Consider the following 26,594-nt stretch of genomic DNA (forward strand, 5'->3'; position numbering starts at 1 on the left):
GGGTCACGCCGTGCCCCGCGCTTCCGCCCGGAACCGCAGCGGCGTGCGGCCGTCGTGCCGGCGGAAGAACTTGCCGAAGTCGCCCGGATCGGCGAACCCCAGGTGCCGGGCCACGTCGGCGGCCCCCAGGTCGGTGTGGACCAGCAGCCGCTTGGCCTCCAGCACGATCCGCGCGTCCAGGTACGCCTTGGCGGTGGACCCGGTGGCGGCGAGGGTGGCGCGGGTGAGGGTACGGGTGCTGTAGCCGAGGGCCGCGGCGTAGTCGGCGACGCGGTGGGTGCGGGTGAAGTCCCGCTCCACCGCGGCCCGGTAGCGCTCGAAGGGCCCGTTCCGCCCGGTCGCCGCCACCGCCGCCGGGGGCGCGGCGTGGGTCAGGCGCAGCAGCAGCACCGACAGCAGCGCCCGCAGCGCCTTGTTGTGCGCCTCCAGCGGCATCGCGCCCACGTCCGCGTACTCGGCGACGAGGTGTTCGCGGGCCAGGTCCACCGGGCGGGCCCGGGCGCCGTCCGGGACCACGGGCGCCGTCGCGTCGGGCGGGTCGTCGGGGACGAAACCGGGCCGCCAGATCACGATGAGCCCGTCCGCCACCTCCCAGGGCCCCTCGGGTCCCGCCGCGAACTGGTGGACCTGCCCCGGGCGCACCCACAGCCAGCCCCCCGGCGGAACGACGTGCCGGGTGAAGTCCACGGTGTGGTCCAGCGGCGGCGAGCCGGGGTGGACGTGGATGAGGTGGTGGAAGGCGGGGCGCTGCGGGCTGGACAGGTCGATGCCCCGGCGCCGGCCCCGGGCCCGCAGCTCGGCGAAGTCGACCACGTCCATGCCGATCGGCGCGCTCAGCGCCGGCCGGAACGCCACCTCCGTGATCGCCCCGGCGTCCCGTGCCATGTCTCCCGCACCCTCCGCACCTGACCGTTTTTTCCCATCGGTTGTCCTCAGCGTACCGCCCCTCGCCAGGAGCGCCTCCTAGCGTGAAGGGGAGACGAAGCGGGGACTGACCGAAAAGGAGCAGGTGCCGTGCGGTTGATCGTGGCGATGACGGGGGCCACCGGCGCGCCCTTCGGGGTGCGGCTGCTGGAGCGCCTCGCCGACCTGCCGGACGTGGAGACGCACCTGGTCGCCAGCCGCTGGGCCCGGGCCACCGTCGAGCTGGAGACCGGCCGCACCATGCGGGAGGTCGCCGCGCTCGCCGACGTGGCGCACGCGCCCGAGGACCAGGGCGCCACCATCTCCTCCGGTTCGTTCCGCACGGACGGCATGGTCGTCGTCCCCTGCTCCATGAAGACCCTCGCGGGCATCCGCGCCGGGTACGCGGACGGCCTGGTCGGCCGGGCCGCGGACGTGACGCTGAAGGAGCGCCGGCCGCTGGTGCTGGTGCCCCGCGAGACGCCGCTCAGCGAGATCCATCTGGAGAACATGCTCGCCCTGGCCCGCATGGGCGTGCGGATCGTGCCGCCCATGCCCGCCTTCTACAACCACCCGGCGACCGTCGAGGACGTCGTGGAGCACATCGTCTCCCGCGTCCTGGACCAGCTCGGCCTGCCCGCCGACGGCGCCCGCCGCTGGGACGGCATGCGCGCCGCCCGCCTCGACGGCCCGCGCCGCGCCTCCTGACGCCGCACCCGCACGTCCCACCGCTTCGCGCCCCTCACCCCGAACGCAAGGAGACACCCCCCTCATGCCGTACGACGACCTGCGCTCGTTCCTGGACACGCTGGAGAAGGAGGGACAGCTCCTGCGGATCACCGACGAGGTGCTCCCGGAGCCCGACATCGCGGCGGCGGCCAACGCCGCGGGCCGCATCGGCGAGGGCGCCCCCGCCCTCTGGTTCGACCGGGTGAAGGGCTTCACCGACGCCCGGATCGCCATGAACGTGCACGGCTCCTGGCGCAACCACGCCCTCGCCCTCGGGCTGCCGAAGGAGACCTCCCCGCGCGAGCAGGTCGAGGAGTTCGCCCGCCGCTGGGACGCCTTCCCGGTCGCCCCCGAGCGCCGCGCGGAGGCGCCGTGGCTGGAGAACACCCTCACCGGTGACGACGTCGACCTCTTCCGGGTGCTGCCGCTGTTCCGCCTCAACGACGGCGACGGCGGCTTCTACCTCGACAAGGCGGCCGTGGTCTCCCGGGACCCCGCCGACCCGGACCACTTCGGCAAGCAGAACCTGGGCACGTACCGCCTGGAGGTCATCGGGCGCGACCGGCTCGCCCTCCAGCCGGTGCCGGTGCACGACATCGCCCAGCATCTGCGCACCGCCGAGGAGAACGGCGAGGACCTGCCCGTCGCCATCACCCTCGGCAACGACCCGGTCGTCCCGATCGTGGCCGGGATGCCGCTGCGCTACGACCAGTCGGAGTACGAGATGGCGGGCGCCCTGCGCGGCGCCCCGATGCCCATCGCCACCGCCCCGCACACCGGCCTGGACGTCCCCTGGGGCGCCGAGGTGGTCATCGAGGGCGTCGTCGAGTCCCGGAAGCGGCAGATCGAGGGCCCGTTCGGCGAGTTCACCGGCCACTACTCGGGCGGCCGGCGGATGCCGGTCATCCGTATCGAGCGGATCTCCTACCGCACCGACCCGGTCTTCGAGTCCCTGTACCTCGGCATGCCGTGGACCGAGTGCGACTACCTGGTGGGCCCGAACACCAGCGTGCCGCTGCTGAAGCAACTGCGCGCCGAGTTCCCCGAGGTGCGCGCCGTCAACGCGATGTACACGCACGGGCTGCTGGTCATCATCTCCACGGCCAAGCGGTACGGCGGTTTCGCCAAGGCGGTCGGGATGCGCGCCATGACCACGCCGCACGGCCTGGGGTACGTCTCCCAGGTCATCCTGGTCGACGAGGACGTGGACCCGTTCGACCTGCCGCAGGTGATGTGGGCGCAGTCCGCCAAGGTGAACCCGAGGGAGGACGTCGTGGTCATCCCGAACCTGTCGGTGGTCGAACTCGCCCCGGCCTCCCAGCCGGCCGGCGTCACCAGCAAGATGATCATCGACGCGACGACCCCGGTCGGTCCCGACGTGCGCGGCAACTTCGGCACCCCCGTCAAGGACCTGCCCGAGACCGCCGAGTGGGCCGCGAAGCTGCGCACGCTGCTCGCCGGCCGCTGAGCCCACCCCCCACCTGGAAAGGACCGGATCATGTCTGTTCCGCACACCCCCGACTGCCCCCGCTGCGCCGGGGACGCCGTCACCACCGTCACCACCTCGCCCGTCCCCGGTGTCTGGGAGGTGCTCCAGTGCCCCCGCTGCCTCTACATGTGGCGGACGACGGAGCCGGAGCGGCGCACCAGCCGGGCGGCGTACCCCGCGCTGTTCCGGCTGACGGAGGAGGACATCGCCTCGGCCTCGGAGGTGCCGGCGGTCCCGCCGCTGCGCACCCGCTGAGCACGCCGCCGGGGCTCACACCAGCAGCAGGGACTTGCCGACGGTGGTGCGGCGTTCCAGCGACGTGTGGGCGTCGGCCGCCCGGTCCAGTGGGTGGGTGGCGCCGACGACGGGCCGGATCCGGCCCCGCGCGGTCAGCGTCAGCGCCTGTGCGAGCAGGTCCCGGACGGTGGCCCGGTCGGGCGGGCCGTCGGCCAGGGCGTTGGTCACCCGGATCCGCCGCTCGGCGGCCAGGCGGGGGTCGATGTCGGTGAAGGCGCCCCCGGAGGTGCCGTAGGTGACGAACCGGCCGTCCTCGGCCACCGTGTCGAAGGCGGCCCGGCCGAGGTCGCCGCCCGCGCCGTCGAAGGCGAGGTCGACCCCGGCCCCGCCGGCCGCCTCCCGCACCCGGTGCTGCCACCCGTCCGCCGAGTAGTCGACCACGGCCTCGGCGCCCAGTTCGCGGGCCAGGGCGAGTTTGCGCCCGCCCCGGGCGGCGGCCACGACCCGGGCGCCGGCGTCGCGGGCCATCTGCACGAGCAGCGACCCCGCCCCGCCGGCCGCCGCGGCCACCAGTACCCACTCGCCCCGGGCGATCTTCGCCAGGCGGGCCAGGGAGAGGGCGGTGACCCCGTCGTGGAGCACGGCCGCCGCCTGAGCCGAGCTCACGCCCTCGGGCACCTCGACGACCTCCGTCACGTCGGCGGCCATCCGCTCGGCGTACCCGCCGCCGAAGCGCCGGGCCGCGACATGCCGCCCGAGCCACGCCGGGTCGACGCCCTCGCCGACGGAGAGCACCCGGCCCGCACCGCCCCCGCCGGGCACGTAGGGCGGCCGGACGGGGAAGACGTCCCCGCCCCAGCCCCGGCGCAGCAGGGTGTCGAGGTAGATGACGTCGGCGGCGGCCAGTGCCACCACGACCTGCCCCGGACCGGCCACCGGGTCGGGCACCTCCTCGGGCACCAGCACCTCGGAACCGCCGAACTCCCGTACCCGTATCGCGCGCATCAGGACCACACCCCTCGTCGGAACCGGCAACGCACGCCAACCTAGAACCTCGACCAAAGTCGAGGTCAACCGCGCGGTCGCCCCGTCGACACGGCTCCGGGCGGCGTGCCAGAATCGCCGCCATGACCACCCACTGGTTCGACGCGACGACGGGACCCCTGTGTTGTCCCGGTCGAACCGGGTGTGAGCGCTCCGGCCGATAGCCGCCCGAGCCGCACCGGTGTCCCTTCCCGTGGACGCCGCGGAGCACATCTCACCTCATCTCACGTGACGCACCCGGCAGCGCCGCACGACGGCGGCCCTGTTCCCGGCCGTCCGCCGCCGTCTGCCGTCCGACCGCCACCGGCCCGTCCGCCACCGGACGGAGAAGAGAGGACCCCCATGACCGCCACGGCCCCCGCACCGGCGACCGCGCTGCGCGCAGCCCGCGTCCCCGGGGACGGATTCCATGAGGGACCGCGCGTCCTGCGCCGACTGCCCGACACCTGGGAGGAGCGGCCCTACGAACTCTTCCGGCTGGTCCCGCTGGCCCGCACGATCGGCGCCCGGATCGAAGGCGTGGACCTGTCCCGGCCGCTGACCGGCGCGCTGCGCGCGGAACTCGACCGGGCGCTGCTGGAGTGGAAGGTGCTGTTCTTCCGCGCCCAGCACCTCACCGCCGACCGGCAGCGCGCCTTCGCCCGGCACTGGGGCGAGCTGGAGACCAACCCGCTGCTGGCCGCCGGTTCCCGGGCGGACGTGGTCCGCTTCGACAAGGGCGACACCGCGAACCCGACGTTCGAGAACGTGTGGCACGCCGACGTCACCTTCCGCGAGCGCCCCGCGCTGGGTGCCGTCCTCCAGCTCCGCGAGGTCCCGCCGTCCGGCGGTGACACCCTGTGGGCGGACATGGCCGCCGCCTACGACAACCTGTCGCGGGAGGTGAAGGACCGTATCGACGGGGCTTACGCGGTGCACGACTTCATCCCCGGGTTCGCCCGTTTCACCCCGCCGGAACGGCTCGCCCCGTTCCAGGAGGTGTTCCCGCCCGTGGAGCACCCGGTGGTGCGCACCCACCCGGTCACCGGGCGGCGCACGCTGTTCGTCAACGCCTCCTTCACCACCCGGATCGTCGGCATGGACCGCGACGAGAGCGACCGGCTGCTGCGCCACCTCTTCCAGCAGGCCCATGTCCCCGAGTACCAGGTGCGGTTCCGCTGGGGGCCCGGGGACATCGCCTTCTGGGACAACCGCGCCACCCAGCACTACGCGGTGAACGACTACGGCCCGCACCGCCGGGTCGCCGAGCGCGTGGCCATCGCCGGCGACCGGCCCTACTGACCCCTCCCTTCCCCTCTACTGGCCGCGCAGGCCGCGCACCAGCTCGCGGGGCAGTCCGTGGGTGTCGTGCAGGTAGTGGTAGTCGTCCTCGTCCAGGGGTCCGCGGAAGCGCGGCCGGTCCAGCACCCGCCGGCCGCGTTCCAGGAGCCGCCGGAACCGCCGTTCCTCGTCGAGCAGCACCTCCCGCACCGACGGCACGCCGGCCAACTGCCCGAAGTGGTCCAGGGTGTGGCCGATCAGCTCGACGGGCAGGTCGGCGAGGGTCCGTGACGGTTCGTCACGCAGCAGGACGGTGAGCAGCCGCCGCACCAGCCGGCGCGGTACGTAGCCCCGGCCGGTGTTGGCGGGCCGCACCCCGTCGCCGAGGACCACCACGAGGGAGCGCAGATGGTCGCAGACCAGCCGGAACGACGGTTCGTCCAGCGGCCACAGCGGCGGAAGGAGGCGCCGCCAGGGGTCGAACAGGTCGCAGTCGAAGACCGAGTCCCGGCCCTGGAGGAGGGCGGCCAGCCGCTCCAGGCCGAGGCCGGTGTCGACGTTGCGCCGCGGCAGCGGCACCAGCGAGCCGTCGGCGAGGCGGCGATGACGCATCATCACGTGGTTCCACACCTCGACCCACCGCTCGTCGCGGGTCGGGGCCGACTCGGGCGGGGTGTCGCCGGTCCACAGGAAGATCTCCGAGTCGGGGCCGCAGGGCCCGGTGGGGCCGTTGTCCCACCAGTTGTCCCCGGCGGTCCGCTCGACCGGGACGCCGAGCCGCTGCCACAGGTCGAGCGAGTCGGTGTCGGGGCCGGTGCGGTCGTCGCCGCCGAAGACGGTGGCGTGCAGTTGCCCGGGGTCGATGCCGAAGCCCTCGGTGAGCAGGCCGTACGCCCACTCCAGGCTGGCCGGGCCCTCGTAGTCGCCGAGCGACCAGGTGCCGAGCATCTCGAAGACGGTCAGATGGGTGGGGTCCCCGACCTCCTCCAGGTCGGTGGTGCGCAGACAGCGCTGCACGTTGACCAGCCGCCGCCCCAGCGGATGCGGCCGGCCCTCCAGATAGGGGGTGAGCGGGTGCATACCGGCGGTGGTGAACAGCACGGGGTCGCCGGGCGGCGGGAGCAGCGTCGAGCCGGTGATACGGCGGTGGCCGCGCTGCTCGTAGTACTCGACGAACGTGCGGACGATGCGCGGGGTGTCCATGGGGTGGCTCCTTCGCGGGAATGCGGTGGAGGCACCGGAATCCGGGTCCGCGCCGGGCCGGAACGGGGGCACGAACGCCACGGGTCCACCGGCGGGCCGTTTCCGGTCGCCGGGGAGAGAGGGGGAAGGACGTCAGGCGGCGGCAACCGGCGAGCTGGTCGCTCGCGCGGTCGCGGTGAGACTCCGGCCGATGACGTTCATGATTCAACGGTAACAGGGGGGACGGGGGCGGGCATCCGGGTTTTCCGCGCGGGTGCCCGGAACACCGATGCCCGGTGCCCGGAAGCGTGCGCTTCCGGGCACCGGGCATCAGCCGGTCACCGGTCAGGCGGGGGTGATGTTCTCCGCCTGCGGGCCCTTCTGGCCCTGGGTGATGTCGAACGTCACGGCCTGGCCTTCCTGCAGCTCACGGTAGCCATTGCCGTTGATGTTCGAGTAGTGCGCGAAGACATCGGGGCCGCCCCCGTCCTGCGCGATGAAGCCGAAGCCCTTTTCCGAGTTGAACCACTTGACGGTACCGCTGGCCATGCCTAGCCCTTTCGGTCAGTGTCGGATCCGCACCGCGCGGACCCGGAGGTGATCGTCTTGGTCTTCAGGCACTGCACAGCGAAAACGCCCGCACCGTGGCGCGGGCAGTACGGTCCAACCACGACATCTGTCTCTGACGCTACAGGGCGATGGGCAACCTCACCAGTGAAGTTCGCCGACAGATCAACCGGAGACGATTTTCGTGAACCTCGGCGTGTCGATATTGCCACCGGAGGCGATGAGCCCTATGCGGCGCGGTGGCCGCTCGACGCGCCCGGCCAGCAGGGCGGCCAGCGGGGTGGCGCCGCTGGGTTCCAGGACGATCTTCAGCCGCTCGAAGGCGAACCGCATGGCGTACGCGATCTCCTCGTCATCGACCAGCGCGATCGCGTCGACCAGGCGGCGGTTGATCGCGAAGGTGATCTCGCCGGGGGTGGCCAGGGCCTGGCCGTCGGCGAGGGTACGGGGCACGGGCACGGTGACGCGGTGCCCGGCGGCCAGGGAGCGCAGGGTGTCGTCGCCCGCTTCCGGCTCGACCCCGATCACCCGGACGGCGGGGTGCAGGGCCTTGGCGGCGGTGGCACTGCCCGCGATGAGTCCGCCGCCGCCGACCGGCACGACCAGGGCATCGAGTTCCCCGGTCTCCTCCAGCAGCTCCAGGGCGGCGGTGCCCTGGCCGGCGATGACGTCCGGGTGGTCGTAGGGCGGGATCAGGGCCAGTCCCCGGTCCGCGGCCAGGGCCTCGCCGAGGGCGGTGCGGTCCTCGGTGTAGCGGTCGTACGTGACGATCTCGGCGCCGTACCCGGCGGTGGCCTCGCGCTTGGAGCGGGGGGCATCCTCGGGCATCAGAACGACGGCGCCGGTGCCCAGCTCGCGGGCGGCGAGCGCGACGGCCTGGGCGTGGTTGCCGGAGGAATAGGCGGCGATGCCCTTGGCCCGCCGGGCGGCGGGGAGCAGGGCGGCGGCGTTGTAGGCGCCGCGGAACTTGAAGGCGCCGATCCGCTGGAAGTTCTCGCACTTGACGAAGACCTCGGCGCCGGCCGCGGCGTTCAGGGTGCGGGAGGTGAGGACGGGGGTGCGGTGGGCGACGCCCGCCAGGCGCGCGGCGGCGGCGCGGACGTCGTCGAAGGTCACGGCGGGGGCGGAGGCCATGGGCGGTCCCTCACTCGGTGGGGTCGTAGCCGGTCGCCCGGGCGGCGCCGGTCCGCGCGGCGCCGCGGAAGTCGAGCGCGATCGGCGCCCGGGGGCCCGCCCGGCGGCCCGGCGCCCCTCTGGACGGGGATTCCGGCGCTGGGCCGAGAAAGGCTAAGCGGGGCCCGGTGACGCTGTCCAGGGCGGCCCCGGACACACCGGCGGGCCCGGTCGGCGCCGGGCCCGCCACCGCCGCGGAGGCGGCTACTGGCCGCTCTCCACCTCCAGCTCGCCGCCCTGGTGGTTCTCCACCTTGCCGGCCCAGGTGAGGCCGTCCTCGCCGCCGACGTTCATGTACTCGGCGCCGCTCTGGTGGCTGAAGTAGCCGCCTTCCAGCTCGAAGCCGAACGGGGCGTCGGCGGCGCAGGCCGGCCCGGCGCCGATCACCGCGGTGGCCAGGGACAGCAGCCCGGCGGCCGCGAAGGTACGCATACGCATGTACGTCTCCACAGAGTCGGAGGAGTTGGACCTGGCCATGCCTTCCCCCGCTCCCGTCCCCGGCGGCGCGCACCCCTCCGACGATCACCCGAACGACCTGCCCCGGGCCACCCCGTCGGCGCCGGTTCCCGGGCTCAGGGCGGTCCGTCCGGGTCACCGCCGGCCGGCCGCCGGGGCGGGGGGTCCCCGGCGGTCAGGTGCTCCAGCGCCTCGACCAGTTCCTGGCACGCCTCCTCCACCGAGCGCCGGGTGTTGCGCTGTTCGGTGATCAGGGCCGACAGCAGGAGCGCGGTCAGGGCCATCGTCCCGTTGAACGCCTGGAGTTTGATCATCACCTCCACCTCCGACAGCCCGGCGAACGGCCCGGTCCGGTCCGTCGCCGCGACGGTGGCCAGCACGGAGGCGAACAGCGCGCACAGCATGCTGCCCGCGAAGCGGAACCGCAGGGCCGCCCAGACCAGCAGCGGGAAGACCAGGAACAGCACGCTGACGGAACTCCGCGTGGCCACCGGCACCAGGACCCCGGCGATCACGGTCAGCCCCGCGGCCTCCCCCCACCGGGCCGGCCGGGGCGGTGCCCGGCGGGCCCCGTACAGCAGGAGCAGCAGCGGCGTGACGATGACGACGCCCATCGCGTCCCCCACCCACCAGGCCAGCCAGACGAGCGGCAGCCCGGCCGGGTCCAGCTTGCCGGTCAGGGCGAGCAGCCCGGCGCCGGCGGTGGCGCTGACCAGCATGCCGGTGAGCGCGCCCAGGAAGACCAGCAGAACCCCGTCGCGCAGCTTGCCCAGGTCGGTGCGGAAGCCGGCCGCGCGCAGCATGAGGTAGGCGCAGACGGGTCCGGCGGTGTTGCCGAGGACCACCCCGGCGGTGGCGGGCCGCAGCGGGCCGAGGGACGCGACGACGAGGAGGGCGCCCAGGGCGATGCCCGGGACGCAGCGCGGTCCGAGGACCAGCAGACAGGCCAGGGCGACGCCGGTGGGCGGCCAGACCGGGCTGACCACCGCCTCCTCGGCGACGAGCCGGCGCAGCAGTCCCAGCCTGCCGGCCGCGTAGTAGCCGGCCGCGACGGACAGGGTCTGCACGGCGAGGAGGACGAGGGGCCGCGTCCGGCCAGGGATGCCCAGCACAGCAGCCATGAGACACCGGCCCCGCCCACGCGGCCAGACGGACACCGCCGACCGCGTCCCCTCAGCCCCGCAGCGCACCCGCACGGTCGTCGTGGGCGACCACCAGGACCGCCGCGTCGTCCTCGTGGCCGACGCGCTCGGCGTTGCGGATGACCGCGGCGGCCAGGGAGTCGGCCGCCATGCCCGCGACGGCGGCGATCCCGGCGAGCCGGACGACCTGGTCGAGCCCCTCGTCGACGGTGAGCGCGGGTCCCTCCACCACGCCGTCGGTGAGCAGGATGAAGACGCCGCCGGTGGTGAGCCGGTGCCGGGTGACGGGGAACTCCATGCCCTCCTGGACGCCGAGCGGCGGCCCGCCCTCGTCCTCGGAGACCCCGGACCTGCCGTCGGCGGTCGCCCACACGCAGGGGACGTGTCCGGCCCGCGCGCTCTCCACCAGGCCGGTGGCCGGGTCGAGCCGCATGACGGTGCAGGTGGCGAAGAGGTCGCCGCCGAGGGTGAGCAGCAGGTCGTTGGTGCGGGCGAGCAGGTCGCCGGGGTCGCTGGTGAGGGCGGCCATGGCCCGCAGCGCGACCCGGACCTGCCCCATGAAGGCCGCCGCGTCTATGGTGTGCCCCTGCACGTCGCCGACGCAGAGGCCGATCCGGCCGTCGGGCAGGGTGAAGGCGTCGTACCAGTCGCCGCCCACGTCGAGCCCCGAGTGGGCGGGCGCGTACCGCACGGCCAGGTGGAAGCCGGGGACGGCGGGCATCTCTCCGGGGAGCATGCCGCGCTGGAGGGCGACGGCCAGCTCCACCCGGGAGCGCTGCCGCTCGGCCTGCCGCCGGGCCTGGGCGGTCAGCGATCCGAGCCGGGCCAGCAGCTCGTCGCCGTCGTGCGGGGAGCGCTTGCGGAACATCGGCCACTCCGGTGGATGAGCCCGCTCAGGACGTTAATCCGGTCGGTGCCGTTTGTCATCCGCCGCCGGGCCGCCGGGCGGCGCTCAGCCGACGGGGTCCGGGGTCCAGCGCGGGGCGCTGCCGGCCAGGCGGCAGGTGAGGAAGTACAGGGGTATGGGCGGTGTGTACGGGGAGCCGGTCCGGGGCGCGTGGATGAGGCGCGGCCGGTCCGCTGCCGGGTGGGGGCGGTGGGTGCGGGTCCAGGACGGGTCGGTCAGCCGGCCGCCGACGGCGTAGGCGCTGCTGGGCGGCCAGACGACGCCGATGTGCGAGCCGGCGGGGACGATCCACCACCAGCGCAGGTCGTCGCCGAACACGCAGCCGGCGCGGGGCAGGCAGGCCAGCGCGCGCTCGCCGTGTTCGTGGGGCAGGCCGACGGCGTCGTAGCCGAGGGCGGTGGAGAACCGGGCGGGGATGCGCAGGCGTCCGGTGCGCTCGGGCGGGAGGTGCCGCGGGAGGGGTCGGTCCAGGTCGGGTCGGTGCGGTCGGTCCATGGGGACGGTTCCTTCGGCCGAGTGGGGGGTGGGCCTGGGACGGCGGTGGCCGCCGGTGGTGCGGGGGCCGGGCGGTGGGGCGGCCCGGAGGTCGTGCCCGGAGGCGAGGCGGTCGGGGCCCGGGGGCCCGGGGAGTCGACCTGGCTGCTCGCCTCCGGGTGGTCGCGGTGGCCGAGCCCGGTCCGGTGGTCCACCGGACGGCTCGGCCCCGCGCGGCCGCCCGGCGCGCTCGGCCGGGGGGAGCCGAGGGGAGCGGCACGACTGGAGTGAGGGGTGCTCGGGCAGTCGGCGCAGCGGACGGGAGGAGAGGCCCGCTCCTTCGCCATGACCTTCCGCCCCAACTGCGTGTCCCGGTCCGGATCTTGGTCGTGACCCGGACGGTGATCCCACTGTGGCACTTCGTGAGCGCCGTCCGCAACCGCCAAGTTGAAAATTGCAAGTGGCCTTGTGCATGCTGCATGCGGCGCCCGCCCGACCCGCATGTGTCCCCGCCGGACGAGCACATGAGACGGTGGGGGAACCGTGACAGCCTGGAGCAAGGGGGGCGAGGTGTGACCGAGGTGACCGACTGGGGCGGTGCGCCCTCCGTGCTGCGCATGATCCTCGGCAAGCAGTTGGAGGAGCTGCGCACCCGGGCCGGGCTGAGCTACGAGGAGGCGGGCGCGGCCATCGGGGTCAGCCACTCCACGATCCGCCGCATGGAGGCCGCGAAGGTCGCCCGGCTGCGGCTGCCGGACGCGGAGAAGCTCCTCCAGGTGTACGGAGTGACGGACCAGCAGGAGATCGACACCTTCCTGAAGTCGGTGCGGGAGGCCAACAAGCGCGGCTGGTGGCACACCTACCGCGATGTGATGCCGGACTGGTACGCCGCGTATCTGAGCCTGGAGCAGGCGGCGTCCCAGATCCGCGCCTACGAGCCGCAGTTCGTGCACGGGCTGCTCCAGACCGAGGCGTACACCCGCGCCCTGCTGACCGCCGGGAACCCGCACGCGCCCGCCTCGGCCACCGAGCGGCGGGTGGCGCTGCGGATGCGCCGCCAGGAGCTGCTGGCCCGGCCGGCCCCGCCGAAGCTGTGGGTGGTGATGGACGAGACGGTGCTGCGCTGGCCGGTCGGCGGCGCGGACGTGATGCGCGCGCAGATCGGCCACCTCATCGAGGTGAACCGGCTGCCGCACGTGACCTTGCAGATCATGCCGTTCGCCGGCGGGCCGCACCCCGCGCTGCCGGCCGGGGCCTTCGACCTGTTCCGGTTCCGGGCCCGGGAACTGCCCGACATCGTCTACCTGGGCGGTCTGGTGGGCGCCGTCTACCTGGACAAGGCCGACGACGTGCTGGTGTACCGGGAGGCGTTGGACCGGCTGGGCGCGCAGGCCACCCCGGCCGGGCGGACCGAGGCCGTCCTGGACCGGATCCGCCGGGAACTGTGACGTCGGCCGGACCGGGCCGCCTTCCGCCGCGAAGTGTGCTTACGTGAGGGAGCTTTGGCCAGACGCGACGAGCTGAAGGGGAGACCGAGGGTGCCCGACAACGGATGGCCCGCCGACCGCATCGACACCGAGAACGCGCACTCCGCGCGGATCTACGACTACATCCTGGGCGGCAAGGACTACTACCCGGCCGACCAGGAGGCCGGTGACGCCATGGCCCGGGAGTGGCCCGCCCTGCCGGTCCACATGCGCGCCAACCGGGACTGGATGAACCGCGCCGTGCGCTGGCTCGCCGAGGAGGCCGGGATACGCCAGTTCCTGGACATCGGCACCGGCATCCCCACCTCCCCCAACCTGCACGAGATCGCGCAGTCGGTGGCCCCCGGGGCGCGGGTGGTGTACGTCGACAACGACCCGATCGTGCTCACCCTCTCCCAGGGGCTGCTGTCCAGCACCCCGGAGGGCAGGACGGCGTACATCGAGGCCGACTTCCGCGACCCGGCGAGCATCCTGGGCGCGCCGGAGCTGCGGGACACCCTCGACCTCGGGGAGCCGGTGGCGCTGACGGTGATCGCCATCGTGCACTTCGTCCTGGACGAGGACGACGCGGTGGGCATCGTGCGCCGGCTGCTGGAGCCGCTGCCGCCGGGAAGCTATCTGGCGATGTCCATCGGCACCGCCGAGTTCGCCCCGCGGGAGGTGGCGCGGGTCGCCCGGGAGTACGCGGCCCGGAACATGCCGATGAGGCTGCGCACCCTGGAGGAGGCGCACGAGTTCTTCACGGGTCTGGAGCTGGTGGAGCCGGGCATCGTCCAGGTGCACAAGTGGCGCCCCGACGGCACCGGCGAGCAGGACGTGCGCGACGAGGACATCGCCATGTACGGGGCGGTCGCCCGCAAGCCCTGACCCGGTGCCCCCGGCCCGGGGGTCAGTGGACGACGGGCACCGCGCCGGGGCCGGCGGGCAGCAGGGCCCGACCGCCGTGCGGGCAGTGCACGACGCGGTCGCCGAGGCCGAGCCGGTCGGCCTCGGCGAGGAAGTCGGTCAGCGGGGAGCGCATCACCGTGTAGTCGCCGTAGTGCACCGGCAGCACCCGCCGGGGATCGAGGCGGCGGGCGAGTTCGGCGCCCTGCGCGCCGTCCATGGTGGCCAGGAACCCGCCGGGCAGCGTGGTGCCGCCCAGGTGCAGCACGGCCAGGTCGGCGGCGGGGAAACGCCGGGTGATCTCGTCCAGCCCGTCGTACACCAGGGTGTCGCCCGAGATGTAGAGGCGGAGGCGGACCGGTCCCCCGGCGGGGCCGAACTCCAGCATGCTGCCCATCACCGGGGGCAGCAGCCCGCGCAGCAGCGCCTGCCCGGCGTGCCGGCCGGGCAGGGCGGTGACCCGGACCTGCGCCCCGCCGCGCCGCAGCGTGAACCCCTGCCAGGTGCGCAGGCCGACGGTGCGCGGGAAGCCGTGCAGCACCCGCAGCCGGCGGGCGGCGTGCGGGGTGGTCAGCACCGGCACCGCGCGGTCCAGGTGCCGGCGGGCCCGCCGGTCCCAGTGGTCGCCGTGCAGGTGGGACAGCACGATCCCGTCCAGTCGGGGCAGCTCGTGCACGTCCAGGGCCGGTTCGGTCAGCCGCCTGCTCAGCAGCCCGTACCCGAGGTAGGCGTACTGGCCGCGGTGCAGGAAGTTGGGGTCGGTGAGCAGGGTGAGCGGCCCGTACGACAGCAGGACGGTCGCGTTGCCGATGAAGCGCAGGTCGAGCGTGTCGTCGGCGGGGTGGTCCGTGGTACGCGGCATGGTGATCGCCTCCCCGGCCGGGAGTACCCCGGCGCGGGGCGGGTCACACGCCGCCGGCGGGGCGGCGGGCGGTGGCGTGCAGGTGCTCCGGGGCGTCCAGGGCCACGGTGTACCGGTGCCGGGCCGGCCGGCCGCACCGGCCGCGGTCAGCACCCGCTTCCCGGGCGCCGCCACCGGGCCTGACCGGAGCCCCGCGTCCCGTGAAGTCCCCCGGCGCCGGGCGCGTGATCCCGGGCAGGGGTTGGAACCGGGGCCCGACATGCCTAGCCTTGGCCTGTGGATGCCCCGACACTGCTCGCCATCAGCGACCTGCACATCGCCTACGCGGAGAACCGCGAGATCGTCGAAGGATTACGGCCGCAGCACGACGGCGACTGGCTGATCGTCGCCGGTGACGTCGGGGAGGTCTTCGCCGACGTGGAGTGGGCGCTCGGCCTGCTCGCCGACCGGTTCGCCAAGGTGATCTGGGTGCCGGGCAACCACGAGCTGTGGACGCCCCGCGAGGACCCGGTCCAGTTGCGCGGCGAGGCCCGCTACCGGCGCCTGGTGGCGCGGTGCCGCGAACTCGGCGTGGTCACGCCGGAGGACGAGTACCCGGTGTGGACCGGACCGGGCGGCCCGGTGGTGATCGCCCCGCTGTTCCTGCTGTACGACTACTCCTTCCGGATGCCGGGCCTGGCCACCAAGGAGGAGTCGCTGGCGCGCGCCTACGAGGCGGGCGTGGTCTGCACCGACGAGTTCCTGCTGCACCCCGATCCGTATCCCGGCCGGGAGCACTGGTGCTGGGCGCGGGTGGCGGAGTCGGAGCGGCGGCTCCAGGACGTCGACCCGGCGCTGCGCACGGTGCTGGTCAACCACTGGCCGCTGGTGCGCGAGCCCACCCGGGTGCTGCACTACCCGGAGTTCGCCCAGTGGTGCGGCACCGACCGGACCGCCGACTGGCACGTCCGCTACCGGGCCGCGGCGGTCGTCTACGGGCATCTGCACATCCCCCGGACCACCTGGTACGACGGTGTCCGCTTCGAGGAGGTCTCGGTCGGCTACCCGCGCGAGTGGCGCCGCCGGACCACCCCGCCGGGGACCCTGCGTCCGGTGCTGGACCGGGTCCTGGACTGAGCACCCGGGCCCGTCCGTCCGCCCTCGCGCAGCCGATCGTGCGGCCAACCGCACGGGGACGTTCAGCTCGCCGTCAACGCCCGGACACGGCCGGGGATCACCGTTGCCGCCGAGTCACTTCCCCAGCGCTGGAGGGCAGATGGGTACGGCAGGGCAGCACACCCCGGGCAGACGCGCGCTGTTGCGGGCGGCGGTGGCCACCGGCGCCGTGACCGCGGCGGCCGGAGCGGTCGAGGTCGGCACCGCGGGGGCGGCGCGGGCGGCGGGCGGCGGGTTCGACGCCGGGAGTCCGCGGTTCACCCTCGCCGTGCTGCCCGACACGCAGTACCTGTTCGACGCCGACAGCGCCGACCCCGCGCCGCTGAAGGAGACGTTCCGCTACCTGGTGGCCGAGCGGGCCGACGCCAACATCGCGTTCCTGGCCCATCTCGGCGACGTCACCGAGCACGGCACCGAGGACGAGATCGAGCGGGCCGCGGACACCTTCCGGCATCTGCACGGCAAGGTGCCGTACAGCGTGCTGGCGGGCAACCACGACATCGCCTCGGCCACCGACGACCAGCGCGGCGACTCCCCCTACCTGGCCGCGTTCGGGCCCCGGCGCTACGCCTCGATGCCGACCTTCCGCGGCGCCTCCCCGGACGGCTACAACAGTTGCCACGTGGTGCGCGCCGCGGGCCGCGAGTGGCTGGTCCTCGCCCTGGACTGGCGGATCTCCGACCAGGGCCTGGCCTGGGCGCGGGGGGTGCTCGACGAGCACGGCACGCTGCCCGCCGTGCTCACCACGCACGACCTGGCCTTCGCCGACGACCGGGGCGACGCCCGGCTCTCCGACCACGGCCGCCGCCTGTGGGACCGGCTGATCCGCGGCAACGATCAGATCTTCCTCGCCCTCGGCGGCCACTACTGGCCGCCCGGGCGCACGGTCCTGACCAACGACGCCGGCCACGAGGTCCACCTCCACGTCACCAACTACCAGGACCGCTACTACGGCGGCGCCGGCATGATCCGCACCTACGGCTTCGACCTGGCGCGCGGGGTGATCGACGTGGCGACCTTCGCGCCCTGGTTCCTGGCCCGGGACCCCGCGCGGCGGACCCCGCTGGAGGCCGAGACCGTCGAACTGACCGGCCCCGCCGACCGGTTCAGCCTGAGCATCGACTTCGCGGAGCGCTTCAAGGGCTTCGCGCCCGTCACCCCGACGAAGCCGCGCCCCGCGTCCGCGGTGATGCCGCGCGGCACGGTCGCCTACTGGCGGTTCGACACCCCCGGCGGCGGCGCCGGGGCGCCGGTCGCGGACGGCACGGTCGTCCGCGACCTCACCGGCCACGGCAACGACCTGACGGTCCGCCGGATCGGCGCGGGCGGTCCCGGGGTCCTCACCTGGTCCCCGGACCACCACCCCGGCCAGCCCGCGCACGCCAGCCTCCGCTTCGACGGCGGCACCGGACCCGACCGGGGCGCGATCCTCACCACCGGGGCCCGAGCCCCCCTGAACAGCGAGAAGTTCACCAAGGGGTACACCATCGAGACCTTCGTCCGGCTCCCCGAGCCGTTCGAGGGCGACCACGCCTGGATGGGCATCTGGAGCTGGGAGGGCCGCAACGGCGACGCCGGCAAGACCACCGGCTGGTCCCCGCTGGAGCCCACCTGCAGCCTCAACCTCTCCCCCGAGCGGTTCCTGCAGTTCGTGGTCTATCCGCACCGCCAGGACGCCGACCCCACCTCGTGGAGCCACGCCCTCCCCACCGGCCGCTGGACGCACATCGCCGTCGTCAACGACGGCCGCCGCACCGTGATGTACGTCGACGGCTCCCGGATCGCCCGCAACCCCGCCCAGGCGTCGACCGGCATCGCCACCCTCGGCAAGCCCTTCGTGCTGGGCGCCACCCAGTTCGACGAGCGCTACGGGCAGGGCTTCTACGGCTGGATCGGCGACACCCGGATCGTCGGCCGGGCGCTGCGGACCGGCGAGTTCCTCACGTCATGACGTCGGACCGGCCGATGAGCCGAGGAAGGGGCCATCGGGGTGGTGCGCGGTCGGTGCCGCAACCGCGCGGGCGCCCCGGTGGCTCTTCCCCGGTGTCCGGCACCCTCGTGGAAGGAGCCTTCCGGTGAGCATCATCGCCTTCGAGCACGGACCGGCGCGGGCCTACGTCGACCCGTACGTCCGCGACGACGCGGCGGACCACCCGCTGCCGCCGCCGCACCCGGCCGACCGGATCGGGAGCGTCGTCGGCCCCCGGGACCGCCGGAAGCTGGACCTGCACGCGGCGCTCACCGCCGCCGGGATCCCGCCCCGCCCGGCCGACCGCGAGGCCATCGAGCAGCTCAGCGCCCTGCCCGGCGAGGTCAGCGACACCGTCCGGCGCTGGCTGCGGCACTCCGTCCGGCAACCGGGCGACTGAGCCCGCCGCGCCGGAATCCGGTTGACCGCGGCGGCGTACGGCGGGTCGGACGACGCTCCATGGACAGTGCGCGGACACCCGTGATCGACGGGGAGCTGGTGCGGCGGCTGGTGGCGGGGCGGTTCCCCGAGTGGGCGGGGCTGCCGGTGGAGCGGTTCCCGTCCGGCGGCACGGTCAACGCGGTGTACCGGCTCGGCGCGGACCTGGCCGTACGGCTGCCGCTGACGGAGTCGGGGGCCGGGGACGTGGCGCTGGAGCGGCAGTGGCTGCCGAGGCTGGCGCCGCACCTGCCGGTCGCCGTGCCCGAGGTGCTCGGGCACGGGGAGCCCGCCGAGGGGTTCCCGTGGCCGTGGTCGGTGTACCGGTGGCTGCCCGGGGAGAACCCGCGGGCCGGGGCGCTGGACGATCCGGTCGCCCTCGCCGGGGACCTGGCCGGATTCGTGACGGCGATGCGGAGCATCACTCTGCCGGGCGCGCCGCGGGCCCACCGGGGCGGGCCGCTCGGTCTGCTGGACGCGGGCACCAGGGCGGCGATCGCGGAACTGCGGCTGCTCCCGCAGGAGGGCGTCGACTGCGACGCCGTGACCGCCGTGTGGGAGGAGGCGCTGCGCGGCCCCGGCCGGGACGGGCCCGAGGTGTGGCTGCACGCCGACCTGATGCCGGGCAACCTGCTGGTGGCCGGGGGCCGGCTGACCGCGGTGATCGACTTCGGCTGTACGGGGCGGGGCGACCCGGCGTGCGACCTGTTCCCGGCGTGGAACCCGCTGCCCGCCGACGCGCGGAAGGTCTTCCGGGAGAAGCTCGGGGTGGACGAGCCGGCCTGGCGGCGCCGCCGGGCCCGCACCCTCTCGCAGGCCCTGATCGCCCTGCCGTACTACCGCAACCGCAACGAGGCGATGGCCGGCAACGCCCGCCATGTCGTCCGGGAGGTACTGGCGGAGACGGGCTGAGACCGGCCCGCCCGTGGACGGGCCGGAGTCAGGGGAACGCCGGTCGCGCGGGCGGGGTCAGGGCCGCGCCGCGCCGGCCGCCGTCGGCACGGGGGGCGTCGAGGAGGCCGACCGAGGCCGTGGTGCGCTTGCCCACGGCCGCCCGTTCCGAGGCGAAGCTCTGGCAGAGGGCGATCACGATCTCCAGGCCGTGCTGGCCCACCCGGCTGGGGTCGGGGTCGCGTGCCACCGGCAGCGTGGGGACGCTGTCCCACACCGTGACCCGTACCTCTTCCCCGGCCAGCTCCAGTTCCAGCAGGGTCGGGCCCGGCGCGTGCTTGCAGGCGTTGGTGAGCAGCTCACTGACGACGAGCTGCACGACGTCCACGGCCCGGCGCGACACCGGCAGGCCGTGCTCCGACCGCAGCCCCAGCAGGAAGTCCCGTGCCATGTCGCGCGCACGCGCGATGTCACCAGGTGCTCCCTCGTACGCCGCCGACCTTCTGACCGGTCCCTCCTGGAGCCGGTCGTCATTCCGGGCAGCCTTGTCCATCCGATCCGCCCACTTCCCGAGCCACGACCGTTACGGCAGCCGTCTACCCAGAAAACCGTGAAGCAACGGACCGGGGCCCCGTCCGATCGGGTGGCGCCGGTCACCTCCGCCCCCGGGCGGACCTGCCCGAACGGTGGTCGTCGCACTGAACCACTACTAAACTTAACCGGTTTTGTCACCTGTGTTGTCAACCCCCATGTCTCCCCCTAGCCTCTTCCCCGATTGGCCGGGCCGGGCGCATTACGGCGCCCCGATCTCCCCTTTTCATTTTTTCGGCGCCACGGATTCCCGCTGCCCGCCCGGAAGAGGAATGCACCCGCGTCGGACGACCCTTCGGGAGCGACATGAGAAAGAGACTGGCCACCGTGGCCGGGGCGGTTCTGGCCCTGGCCGCCGCGCTGACCGCAGCGCCCCCCGCCACCGGCGCCGCCGGGGCCCCGGGGTTCCAGGTGAGCGACGGCCGGCTGCTGGACGCGAACGGCAACGACTTCGTGCTGCGCGGGGTGAACCACGCGCACACCTGGTACCCGGACCGCACCACCCGGGCCCTGCAGGACATCAAGGCGCTCGGCGCCAACTCGGTGCGCGTGGTGCTGAGCACCGGCGACCGCTGGACCAGGAACGACACCGCGGACGTGGCGTCGGTGGTCGACCGGTGCAAGCAGAACCGTCTGATCTGCGTGCTGGAGGCGCACGACACCACCGGCTACGGCGAGCAGAGCGGCGCGGCCACCCTCTCCCGCGCCGTCGACTACTGGGTCTCCGTCCAGGACGCGCTGCGCGGTCAGGAGAAGTACGTCATCGTCAACCTCGGCAACGAGCCGTACGGGAATTCCGGGTACGCCGCGTGGACGGCGGACACCAAGAACGCGATCGCCCGTATGCGGGCCGCCGGATTCGACCACACCCTCATGGTGGACGCCCCGAACTGGGGACAGGACTGGACCTTTACGATGCGGGACAACGCGGAACAGGTCGCCGCCGCCGATCCCGACCGGAACACGGTGTTCTCGATCCATATGTACGGCGTCTTCGACACGGCGGCCGAGATACAGGACTACGTGAACCGGTTCGTGTCCCGGAAGCTGCCGATCGTGATCGGCGAGTTCGGCGACGCGCACTCCGACGGCAACCCGGACGAGGACGCCATCATGGCGACCGCGCGGCAGCTCGGCGTGGGCTACCTCGGCTGGTCCTGGAGCGGCAACGGCGGCGGTGTCGAGTACCTGGACATGGCCACCGGCTTCGACGCCTCCCGGCTCACCGCCTGGGGGCAGCGGTTCTTCAACGGGGCCGACGGCATCCGGCAGACCGCCCGCGAGGCCAGTGTCTTCGGCACCGGGGGCGACACCCGGGCCCCCACCGCGCCCGGCACCCCGACCGCCACCGACATCGGCCCCACCGGTCTGCGGCTGACCTGGCCGGCCGCCACCGACGACACCGGCGTCACCGGCTACGACGTGGTCCGGCTGAACGGCACCCAGGAGACCCCGGTCACCTCCAGCACCACCACCGGCGCCACCCTGACCGGTCTGACGCCGTCCACGGCGTACGTCTTCGCCGTCTACGCCCGGGACGCGGCCGGCAACCGTTCGCCGCGCTCGGCCGAGGTGCGGGTGACCACCGCCGCGGCACCGGACACCGGCAACTGCGCGGTCGGCTACCGGCTGAGCGACTGGGGCACCTCGTTCAACGCCGACGTCACCGTCCGCAACACCGGCACCGCCCCCGTCAAGGGCTGGAAGCTGGAGTTCGCCTTCCCCGGCGACCAGAAGGTGAACTCGGCCTGGAACGCCAAGGTCACCCAGGAGGGCCGGCAGGTGCGGGCCACCCACGAGTCCTGGACCGAGACGATCCCGGCGGGCGGCTCGGTGAGCTTCGGTCTGAACGGCTCCTCCGGCACGGGCAACGGCGTCCCGGCCGCCTTCACCCTCAACGGCGTGCGCTGCGCCGTCCAGTGACACCGGCGCCCCGCCGCACGCCCCACGGCCCGCGGCGGGGCCCGCGACGGTACGTCCCTCTCCGTCGTTTTCGTCGGCCACAGGGCGGGAACCCGAGGTCACCGGTCCCCGACCAGGACCGACGAAGAGAGAGGCAGACACCGTGAACCAGCCGCAGAACCCCGCCCACCGGCATCCCGAGCCCGATCTCCCCGACCAGGAGCAGCCGCACCCCGGCTGGACCGGGCCGATGGACCCGCCCCCGGACCACGGCGAGGAGAGCTACCGGGGCAGCGGCAAGCTGGAGGGCCGCAAGGCCGTCATCACCGGCGGTGACTCGGGGATCGGGCGGGCGGTGGCCCTCGCCTTCGCCCGCGAGGGCGCCGACGTGCTCTTCACCCACCTCGACGCGGAGAAGGAGGACGCCGAGGAGACCGTACGGCTGGTCGAGGCGGCCGGCCGGCGCGCGGTCCCGGTGCCCTGCGACATCCGCGAGGAGGCCAACTGCCGGTCGCTGATCGACCGGGCCGTGGAGGAGTTCGGCCGCATCGACATCCTGGTGAACAACGCCGCCTACCAGATGTCGCAGCCCGACGGCATCGAGGCGATCTCCACCGAGCAGTTCGATCGCGTGCTGCGCACCAACCTGTACGGCATGTTCTGGCTGACCAAGTTCGCCCTGCCGCACATCCCGGAGGGCGGCAGCGTCATCAACTCGGCGTCCGTGCAGGCGTACAAGCCGAGCCCGCACCTGCTGGACTACGCGATGACCAAGGGCGCCATCGTCACCTTCACCCAGGGGCTGGCCCAGATGCTGGCCGAGCGGGGCATCCGCGTCAACGCCGTCGCCCCGGGGCCGGTGTGGACGCCGCTGATCCCGGCGACCATGCCGGACACCGTGGAGTTCGGCAAGCAGGCACCGCTGGGCCGGCCGGCCCAGCCCGCCGAGATGGCCCCCGCGTATGTGTTCCTGGCGTCGCAGGAGGCGTCGTTCATCACCGCGGAGATCGTCAACGCGACCGGCGGCACCCCGCTTCCGTAACCGAGGGGCGGGCCGATGACGACGCTGTCCGAGACCGTCCTGGTGCCCGGGGAACCCGCCGGTCTCCCCGGCGACTTCGTCTCACCCGCGCCCGCCCGCGCCGTCGCGCTGTTCACGGACGGCGGCGGCAGCTCACGGCAGAGCCCGCGCGACCGCAGGGTCGCCGCGGAGCTGCGCGAGGCCGGGTGCGGGACGCTGCTGGTGGATCTGCTCGGCGAGTCCGAGGACGGCGCGGGGCCCCGGCCGGCCGAGCGGCACCTCGACATCCCGCTGCTGGCCGGGCGGCTCGTCGCCGCGATCGACTGGCTGGCCACCTGGTCGCACGGCCGGGGCCTGCCGGTGATCCTCTGCGGGGCGGGCACGGGCGCGGCGGCCGCGCTGGTGGCCGCGGCCGACCGGCCGGAGCGGGTCCTGACCGTGATCTGCCGCGGCGGGCGGCCCGAGCTGGCCGGTGCCGCCCTGGAGCGGGTACGGACCCCGGTGCTGCTGATCGCCGGCGGGTACGACACCGAGGTGCTGCGGGCGAGTCACGGGGCGGCCCGGCGCCTGCGCGCCCCGCACACCCTGCACGTGGTGCCGGGCGCCACCCACCTCTTCGAGGAGCCCGGCGCGCTGGAGGAGGTCGCCGACACCGCCCGGCTCTGGTGCGAGCGGCACCTTCCCGATCCGGGGTGACGCGGTGAGAGGATGACGCCGTTCGCGCGGACGGGACGGCAAAAGGGGGCGGGCATGGCCGTGCTCGTGGAACCGGGGACGCCGGCGCAACTGCTGGTGGTGCAGCACACGCCCGGCGGCGGTCCCGGCCGGTTCGGTGACTGGCTCGCCGCCGACGGGATCGGCCTCGACGTGGTCCGGGCGTACGACGGCCAGGCCCTCCCCCGGCGTCTGGGACACGCGGGTGTCCTGGTGCTCGGGGGCGGCTACCTCCCGGACGACGACGCCTCGGCGCCGTGGCTCGCGCCCACCCGGGCGCTGGTCGCCGAGGCGCTGGACCGGGCCGTGCCGGTGCTGGGCATCTGTCTGGGCGGGCAGCTCCTCGCGCACGTCGCGGGCGGCACCGTACGGGGCCGGTACGGCAGGCCCGAGGTCGGCAGCACGCCGCTGACCCTGCGCGCCGAGGCGGCGTCCGACCCGCTGCTGCGGGGGCTGCCGCGCCGGGTGACCGCCGTGGAGCACCATGTGGACGCCGTCACCGCGCTGCCGCCGGGGGCGGTGTGGCTCGCCGAGAGCGAGCACTGCCCGTACCAGGCGTTCCGGGTCGGTGACGCGGCCTGGGGTGTGCAGTTCCACCCCGAGGCGGACGCGGCCCGGGTGCGGTCCTGGGACCCCGGGCAACTGCGGGCACGGGGCCTGGACCCGGAGGAGCTGGTGCGCGCGGCGGAACGGGACGAGCCCGCGGCCACGGTGGTGTGGCGGGAGGCGGCCCGCCGGTTCGCCGGGCTGGTGCTCGGCCGGGGGTGAGCGCCGCCGATACCCGGTGGCGCGGGCGGGGCGGCCGGTGGCAGGCTGGCCGGTCATGGTCGACCGACAGTTCTCCGAGGCGCGGCTCGCCGCGCTGTACGACCTCTTCTCGCCGTGGGAGGACCGCGACGACTTCGCGTTCTACCTGCCGCTGGTCAGATCCGCCCGGTCCGTCCTGGACGTCGGCTGCGGCACCGGCACCCTGCTGCGCCGGGCCCGGCGGGACGGGCACACCGGGCGCCTGTGCGGACTGGACCCGGCGGCCGGGATGCTGGACGTCGCCCGGCGGGACGCCGGTGTCGAGTGGATCCACGGCGACCTGACCTCCGTACCCGGCTGGGACCGTGAGTTCGACCTTATCGTGATGACCGGGCACGCCTTCCAGGTGTTCGTGACCGACGAGGAGCTGCGGGCGGCGCTCGCCGTGATCGCCGCGGCCCTCACCGACGACGGGCGGTTCGTGTTCGAGACCCGCAACCCGCTGGTGCGGGCCTGGGAGGAGTGGCACCTGCGCTACAGCGGCGAGGTGGTGGACGCCGCCGGCACGGTCGTCCGGGCGGTGTGCGAGGTGGACCGGCCGGTCCGCGGCGACCTGGTCTCCTTCACGCACACCTACACCAGCCCCGCCTGGGACGCTCCCGAGCGCAGCTCCAGCACGCTGCGCTTCCTGGACCGGGCCGGGGTGGCCCGGTTCCTGGCCGGGGCGGGCCTGGCCGTCGAGGAGCAGTACGGGGACTGGGACCGCGGCCCGTGCACCGACTCCGCCCCGGAGATCATCACGGTCGCGCGTCCCGTGCGCCGGCCGGTCACGGGCACGGGGTGACGCCGGGCCCCCGGCCGTCCCGGTCGCCGGACGCGGCCCGCCCCTGCGGCGGGCCGGTGGCGAGGTGGTCCGGGACGGGCTCGGGGTCGATCAGCCGGTTGAGGCGGCGCGGCACGTCGAAGCCGATGAGCGCGATCACCGTCAGGGTCAGGCCGCAGGTGAGGACGGCGAGGGCCCGGCCCAGGGACATCGGCCCGGCCAGTTCGGCGCCGAGCACCGGGGCGACGGCGCCGCCGAGCGCGCCCACGTTGTAGGTGAAGCCCAGGGACGCGGCCCGGGTCGCGGTCGGGAAGTGCCCGGCGATGTACCTGGGCAGCAGGCCGGAGATGCCCTGGAGGCAGGCGAGCATCAGGAACAGCAGCACGCCGAGGCCGACCAGGCTGTCGCGGACCGCGAAGACCGGGAACACGAAGGCGAGGCCGGCCAGCAGGGTGCAGCCGTAGGCCCTGCGGGTGCCGAACCGGTCGCCGAGGAACCCGGCGGCGACGCAGCCCGCCATGGTGCCGAACCCGGCCCAGTACAGGGCGTCGCTGACCTGCCCGGGCGTGAAGCCCAGCTCGGTCTTGAGGTAGGTGGGCAGCAGGGCCTGGACCGGCCAACTGTAGAGGAAGGCGCAGAAGACGGTGGCGCAGAGCGCGAGCAGCAGCAGCCACCGCCGCCGCCCGCCCAACTGCACCGCGAACGCCACCAGACTGGCCGCCGCCAGTACGGACAGCAGCGGCACCGCTCCCGCGCCGAGCGGGGTGAACACCGCGAACAGCGCCGCCGTGGCCACGGCCGTCAGCAGGGAGTTGACGGCCGCCCGGCGGGGGCCGGCGAACAGCGGCCGGAACGGGTTGGGCCGCTCGGCGGCGGCGCCCACCCGGGCCTGCCAGTCGTCGGCCTCGGGCAGCGCCCGGCGCACCCAGAGGGCGACGGCCACGGGGAACAGGCCGATGTAGAACAGCCAGCGCCAGCCGTGGGCGGGCACCACCTGCTCGTACACCTCGGCGGCGAGCACACCGCCGAGGGAGAACCCGGAGATGAGGAAGCCGGAGGCGCGGTTGCGCAGCCGGGCGGGCCAGCTCTCCAGGACGTAGGTGGCGCTGGCGCTGTACTCGCCGGCCATGCCGGTGCCGATGAGCAGCCGGGCGGCGAACAGGCTGGTGTAGTCCCAGGCGAAGCCGCAGGCGAAGGTGCCGGTGGAGTACAGCAGGATGCTGGCCACCATGGCGCTGCGGCGGCCGAACCGGTCGCCGAGGGCGCCGAGCACGGCCCCGCCGAGCCAGCGGGTGACGAAGGCACCGGAGACCAGGCTCGCGGACTCCACCGCCGTCAGCCCGAAGTCGTCGGCGATCTCGGTCAGGACCAGGGTGATCAGGACGAAGTCGAAGCCGTCCAGGAGATAGCCGAGCCAGGCGGCGAAGAAGGACTTCGCCTTCCGCCGGGTGATCTCGCGGTACCAGGGCGTGCGGGCGGGGCGCGCGGTGGGCATGGCGGCTCCCATGCGGGTGGGGGGCGGGCCGGGCGGCGGGCCCGGCCCGGG

Annotated in this window: 27 protein-coding genes; 15 read left to right on the top strand and 12 right to left on the bottom strand. The window is 74.3% G+C overall.

Annotated features, from left to right (window positions below):
* Nucleotides 1–3: 3 nt before the first annotated feature.
* A complete protein-coding gene (locus IE316_RS08820) occupies nt 4–885 on the bottom strand; it encodes a helix-turn-helix domain-containing protein (RefSeq protein ID WP_229910278.1) in 882 nt (293 codons plus the stop codon).
* A 129-nt stretch (nt 886–1,014) separates the two neighbouring features.
* On the opposite strand from IE316_RS08820, the gene IE316_RS08825 reads away from it, so the two are divergent.
* The 3 genes from IE316_RS08825 to IE316_RS08835 all read left to right on the top strand — a co-directional run bounded on the left by IE316_RS08825 (nt 1,015) and on the right by IE316_RS08835 (nt 3,376).
* Complete coding sequence (locus IE316_RS08825) at nt 1,015–1,611, top strand: non-oxidative hydroxyarylic acid decarboxylases subunit B (protein WP_229910279.1); 597 nt, start codon at nt 1,015–1,017, stop codon at nt 1,609–1,611.
* 64 nt (nt 1,612–1,675) lie between these two features.
* The gene (locus IE316_RS08830; RefSeq protein WP_190203603.1) at nt 1,676–3,100 is read left to right on the top strand and encodes a non-oxidative hydroxyarylic acid decarboxylases subunit C; all 1,425 of its coding nucleotides are present in this window, start codon (nt 1,676–1,678) and stop codon (nt 3,098–3,100) included.
* Between the two features lie 30 nt (nt 3,101–3,130).
* Nucleotides 3,131–3,376, top strand: a complete 246-nt coding sequence (locus IE316_RS08835; protein WP_190203604.1) for a non-oxidative hydroxyarylic acid decarboxylases subunit D — start codon at nt 3,131–3,133, stop codon at nt 3,374–3,376.
* A 15-nt stretch (nt 3,377–3,391) separates the two neighbouring features.
* Here IE316_RS08835 and IE316_RS08840 read toward each other — a convergent pair whose 3' ends face one another.
* Nucleotides 3,392–4,363: a zinc-binding dehydrogenase gene (locus tag IE316_RS08840; protein WP_190203605.1), complete on the bottom strand. Its 972-nt coding sequence runs from the start codon at nt 4,361–4,363 to the stop codon at nt 3,392–3,394.
* A 381-nt stretch (nt 4,364–4,744) separates the two neighbouring features.
* Between IE316_RS08840 and IE316_RS08845 the strand changes: the two genes are divergently transcribed.
* Entirely contained in the window at nt 4,745–5,683 is a 939-nt protein-coding gene (locus IE316_RS08845; RefSeq protein WP_190203606.1) for a TauD/TfdA dioxygenase family protein, read from the top strand.
* A gap of 15 nt (nt 5,684–5,698) precedes the next feature.
* Here IE316_RS08845 and IE316_RS08850 read toward each other — a convergent pair whose 3' ends face one another.
* The 7 genes from IE316_RS08850 to IE316_RS08880 all read right to left on the bottom strand — a co-directional run bounded on the left by IE316_RS08850 (nt 5,699) and on the right by IE316_RS08880 (nt 11,584).
* On the bottom strand, nt 5,699–6,865 hold the full coding sequence (locus IE316_RS08850) for an alanine--tRNA ligase-related protein (RefSeq protein WP_190203607.1): 1,167 nt from the start codon (nt 6,863–6,865) through the stop codon (nt 5,699–5,701).
* 324 nt (nt 6,866–7,189) lie between these two features.
* Nucleotides 7,190–7,393, bottom strand: coding sequence for a cold-shock protein (locus IE316_RS08855; RefSeq protein WP_190203608.1), 204 nt, complete (start codon nt 7,391–7,393; stop codon nt 7,190–7,192).
* 183 nt (nt 7,394–7,576) lie between these two features.
* Nucleotides 7,577–8,545 (bottom strand): threo-3-hydroxy-L-aspartate ammonia-lyase, encoded by a 969-nt coding sequence (locus IE316_RS08860; RefSeq protein WP_190203609.1) that lies wholly within the window; start codon nt 8,543–8,545, stop codon nt 7,577–7,579.
* A gap of 243 nt (nt 8,546–8,788) precedes the next feature.
* Entirely contained in the window at nt 8,789–9,022 is a 234-nt protein-coding gene (locus IE316_RS08865) for a hypothetical protein (protein ID WP_190203610.1), read from the bottom strand.
* A 134-nt stretch (nt 9,023–9,156) separates the two neighbouring features.
* A complete protein-coding gene (locus IE316_RS08870; RefSeq protein ID WP_190203611.1) occupies nt 9,157–10,161 on the bottom strand; it encodes an MASE1 domain-containing protein in 1,005 nt (334 codons plus the stop codon).
* A 52-nt stretch (nt 10,162–10,213) separates the two neighbouring features.
* Nucleotides 10,214–11,050 (bottom strand): PP2C family protein-serine/threonine phosphatase, encoded by an 837-nt coding sequence (locus tag IE316_RS08875; RefSeq protein ID WP_190203612.1) that lies wholly within the window; start codon nt 11,048–11,050, stop codon nt 10,214–10,216.
* A gap of 84 nt (nt 11,051–11,134) precedes the next feature.
* A complete protein-coding gene (locus tag IE316_RS08880; RefSeq protein ID WP_229910280.1) occupies nt 11,135–11,584 on the bottom strand; it encodes a hypothetical protein in 450 nt (149 codons plus the stop codon).
* A 551-nt stretch (nt 11,585–12,135) separates the two neighbouring features.
* Between IE316_RS08880 and IE316_RS08885 the strand changes: the two genes are divergently transcribed.
* Nucleotides 12,136–13,011: a Sco1979 family transcriptional regulator gene (locus IE316_RS08885; protein ID WP_190203613.1), complete on the top strand. Its 876-nt coding sequence runs from the start codon at nt 12,136–12,138 to the stop codon at nt 13,009–13,011.
* 90 nt (nt 13,012–13,101) lie between these two features.
* Nucleotides 13,102–13,917, top strand: coding sequence for an SAM-dependent methyltransferase (locus tag IE316_RS08890; protein ID WP_190203614.1), 816 nt, complete (start codon nt 13,102–13,104; stop codon nt 13,915–13,917).
* Between the two features lie 22 nt (nt 13,918–13,939).
* On the opposite strand, the gene IE316_RS08895 is transcribed toward IE316_RS08890, so the two are convergent.
* Entirely contained in the window at nt 13,940–14,797 is an 858-nt protein-coding gene (locus IE316_RS08895) for an MBL fold metallo-hydrolase (protein ID WP_190203615.1), read from the bottom strand.
* A gap of 276 nt (nt 14,798–15,073) precedes the next feature.
* On the opposite strand from IE316_RS08895, the gene IE316_RS08900 reads away from it, so the two are divergent.
* The 4 genes from IE316_RS08900 (at nt 15,074) to IE316_RS08915 (ending at nt 19,271) form a co-directional block, all read left to right on the top strand.
* Entirely contained in the window at nt 15,074–15,913 is an 840-nt protein-coding gene (locus IE316_RS08900) for a metallophosphoesterase family protein (protein WP_190203616.1), read from the top strand.
* Nucleotides 15,914–16,052: 139 nt separating this feature from the next.
* Nucleotides 16,053–17,903 (top strand): LamG-like jellyroll fold domain-containing protein, encoded by a 1,851-nt coding sequence (locus IE316_RS08905; RefSeq protein WP_190203617.1) that lies wholly within the window; start codon nt 16,053–16,055, stop codon nt 17,901–17,903.
* A 124-nt stretch (nt 17,904–18,027) separates the two neighbouring features.
* On the top strand, nt 18,028–18,321 hold the full coding sequence (locus IE316_RS08910; protein ID WP_308438906.1) for a hypothetical protein: 294 nt from the start codon (nt 18,028–18,030) through the stop codon (nt 18,319–18,321).
* A gap of 59 nt (nt 18,322–18,380) precedes the next feature.
* Complete coding sequence (locus IE316_RS08915) at nt 18,381–19,271, top strand: aminoglycoside phosphotransferase family protein (protein WP_190203618.1); 891 nt, start codon at nt 18,381–18,383, stop codon at nt 19,269–19,271.
* A gap of 28 nt (nt 19,272–19,299) precedes the next feature.
* Here the strand turns inward: IE316_RS08915 and IE316_RS08920 are convergent, their stop codons facing one another.
* The gene (locus IE316_RS08920) at nt 19,300–19,803 is read right to left on the bottom strand and encodes an ATP-binding protein (RefSeq protein WP_190203619.1); all 504 of its coding nucleotides are present in this window, start codon (nt 19,801–19,803) and stop codon (nt 19,300–19,302) included.
* A gap of 344 nt (nt 19,804–20,147) precedes the next feature.
* On the opposite strand from IE316_RS08920, the gene IE316_RS08925 reads away from it, so the two are divergent.
* The 5 genes from IE316_RS08925 to IE316_RS08945 all read left to right on the top strand — a co-directional run bounded on the left by IE316_RS08925 (nt 20,148) and on the right by IE316_RS08945 (nt 25,069).
* Nucleotides 20,148–21,764 (top strand): cellulase family glycosylhydrolase, encoded by a 1,617-nt coding sequence (locus IE316_RS08925; protein WP_190203620.1) that lies wholly within the window; start codon nt 20,148–20,150, stop codon nt 21,762–21,764.
* A gap of 142 nt (nt 21,765–21,906) precedes the next feature.
* Nucleotides 21,907–22,785, top strand: a complete 879-nt coding sequence (locus tag IE316_RS08930) for an SDR family oxidoreductase (protein ID WP_190203621.1) — start codon at nt 21,907–21,909, stop codon at nt 22,783–22,785.
* A gap of 15 nt (nt 22,786–22,800) precedes the next feature.
* Nucleotides 22,801–23,460 (top strand): dienelactone hydrolase family protein, encoded by a 660-nt coding sequence (locus IE316_RS08935; protein ID WP_190203622.1) that lies wholly within the window; start codon nt 22,801–22,803, stop codon nt 23,458–23,460.
* Nucleotides 23,461–23,514: 54 nt separating this feature from the next.
* On the top strand, nt 23,515–24,246 hold the full coding sequence (locus tag IE316_RS08940; RefSeq protein ID WP_190203623.1) for a type 1 glutamine amidotransferase: 732 nt from the start codon (nt 23,515–23,517) through the stop codon (nt 24,244–24,246).
* 55 nt (nt 24,247–24,301) lie between these two features.
* Nucleotides 24,302–25,069 (top strand): class I SAM-dependent methyltransferase, encoded by a 768-nt coding sequence (locus IE316_RS08945; RefSeq protein WP_190203624.1) that lies wholly within the window; start codon nt 24,302–24,304, stop codon nt 25,067–25,069.
* Here the strand turns inward: IE316_RS08945 and IE316_RS08950 are convergent.
* Entirely contained in the window at nt 25,053–26,543 is a 1,491-nt protein-coding gene (locus tag IE316_RS08950; protein ID WP_190203625.1) for a sialate:H+ symport family MFS transporter, read from the bottom strand. The two genes, IE316_RS08945 and IE316_RS08950, sit on opposite strands and share 17 nt — an antisense overlap.
* Nucleotides 26,544–26,594 lie beyond the last annotated feature (51 nt).

The sequence above is a fragment of the Streptomyces fumanus genome, assembly GCF_014655295.1.
In the GTDB taxonomy this organism is placed as follows: Bacteria; Actinomycetota; Actinomycetes; order Streptomycetales; family Streptomycetaceae; genus Streptomyces; species Streptomyces fumanus.

Bases quoted from the DNA above. Each gene is read 5' to 3' on its own strand.
- IE316_RS08855 (WP_190203608.1), bottom strand. From the start codon at position 7,393: ATGGCCAGCGGTACCGTCAAGTGGTTCAACTCGGAAAAGGGCTTCGGC.
- IE316_RS08920 (WP_190203619.1), bottom strand. From the start codon at position 19,803: ATGGACAAGGCTGCCCGGAATGACGACCGGCTCCAGGAGGGACCGGTC.
- IE316_RS08835 (WP_190203604.1), top strand. From the start codon at position 3,131: ATGTCTGTTCCGCACACCCCCGACTGCCCCCGCTGCGCCGGGGACGCC.
- IE316_RS08915 (WP_190203618.1), top strand. From the start codon at position 18,381: ATGGACAGTGCGCGGACACCCGTGATCGACGGGGAGCTGGTGCGGCGG.
- IE316_RS08870 (WP_190203611.1), bottom strand. From the start codon at position 10,161: ATGGCTGCTGTGCTGGGCATCCCTGGCCGGACGCGGCCCCTCGTCCTC.
- IE316_RS08935 (WP_190203622.1), top strand. From the start codon at position 22,801: ATGACGACGCTGTCCGAGACCGTCCTGGTGCCCGGGGAACCCGCCGGT.
- IE316_RS08850 (WP_190203607.1), bottom strand. From the start codon at position 6,865: ATGGACACCCCGCGCATCGTCCGCACGTTCGTCGAGTACTACGAGCAG.
- IE316_RS08940 (WP_190203623.1), top strand. From the start codon at position 23,515: ATGGCCGTGCTCGTGGAACCGGGGACGCCGGCGCAACTGCTGGTGGTG.
- IE316_RS08865 (WP_190203610.1), bottom strand. From the start codon at position 9,022: ATGCGTATGCGTACCTTCGCGGCCGCCGGGCTGCTGTCCCTGGCCACC.
- IE316_RS08840 (WP_190203605.1), bottom strand. From the start codon at position 4,363: ATGCGCGCGATACGGGTACGGGAGTTCGGCGGTTCCGAGGTGCTGGTG.
- IE316_RS08830 (WP_190203603.1), top strand. From the start codon at position 1,676: ATGCCGTACGACGACCTGCGCTCGTTCCTGGACACGCTGGAGAAGGAG.
- IE316_RS08845 (WP_190203606.1), top strand. From the start codon at position 4,745: ATGACCGCCACGGCCCCCGCACCGGCGACCGCGCTGCGCGCAGCCCGC.
- IE316_RS08820 (WP_229910278.1), bottom strand. From the start codon at position 885: ATGGCACGGGACGCCGGGGCGATCACGGAGGTGGCGTTCCGGCCGGCG.
- IE316_RS08945 (WP_190203624.1), top strand. From the start codon at position 24,302: ATGGTCGACCGACAGTTCTCCGAGGCGCGGCTCGCCGCGCTGTACGAC.
- IE316_RS08950 (WP_190203625.1), bottom strand. From the start codon at position 26,543: ATGCCCACCGCGCGCCCCGCCCGCACGCCCTGGTACCGCGAGATCACC.
- IE316_RS08860 (WP_190203609.1), bottom strand. From the start codon at position 8,545: ATGGCCTCCGCCCCCGCCGTGACCTTCGACGACGTCCGCGCCGCCGCC.
- IE316_RS08875 (WP_190203612.1), bottom strand. From the start codon at position 11,050: ATGTTCCGCAAGCGCTCCCCGCACGACGGCGACGAGCTGCTGGCCCGG.
- IE316_RS08880 (WP_229910280.1), bottom strand. From the start codon at position 11,584: ATGGACCGACCGCACCGACCCGACCTGGACCGACCCCTCCCGCGGCAC.
- IE316_RS08905 (WP_190203617.1), top strand. From the start codon at position 16,053: ATGGGTACGGCAGGGCAGCACACCCCGGGCAGACGCGCGCTGTTGCGG.
- IE316_RS08895 (WP_190203615.1), bottom strand. From the start codon at position 14,797: ATGCCGCGTACCACGGACCACCCCGCCGACGACACGCTCGACCTGCGC.
- IE316_RS08925 (WP_190203620.1), top strand. From the start codon at position 20,148: ATGAGAAAGAGACTGGCCACCGTGGCCGGGGCGGTTCTGGCCCTGGCC.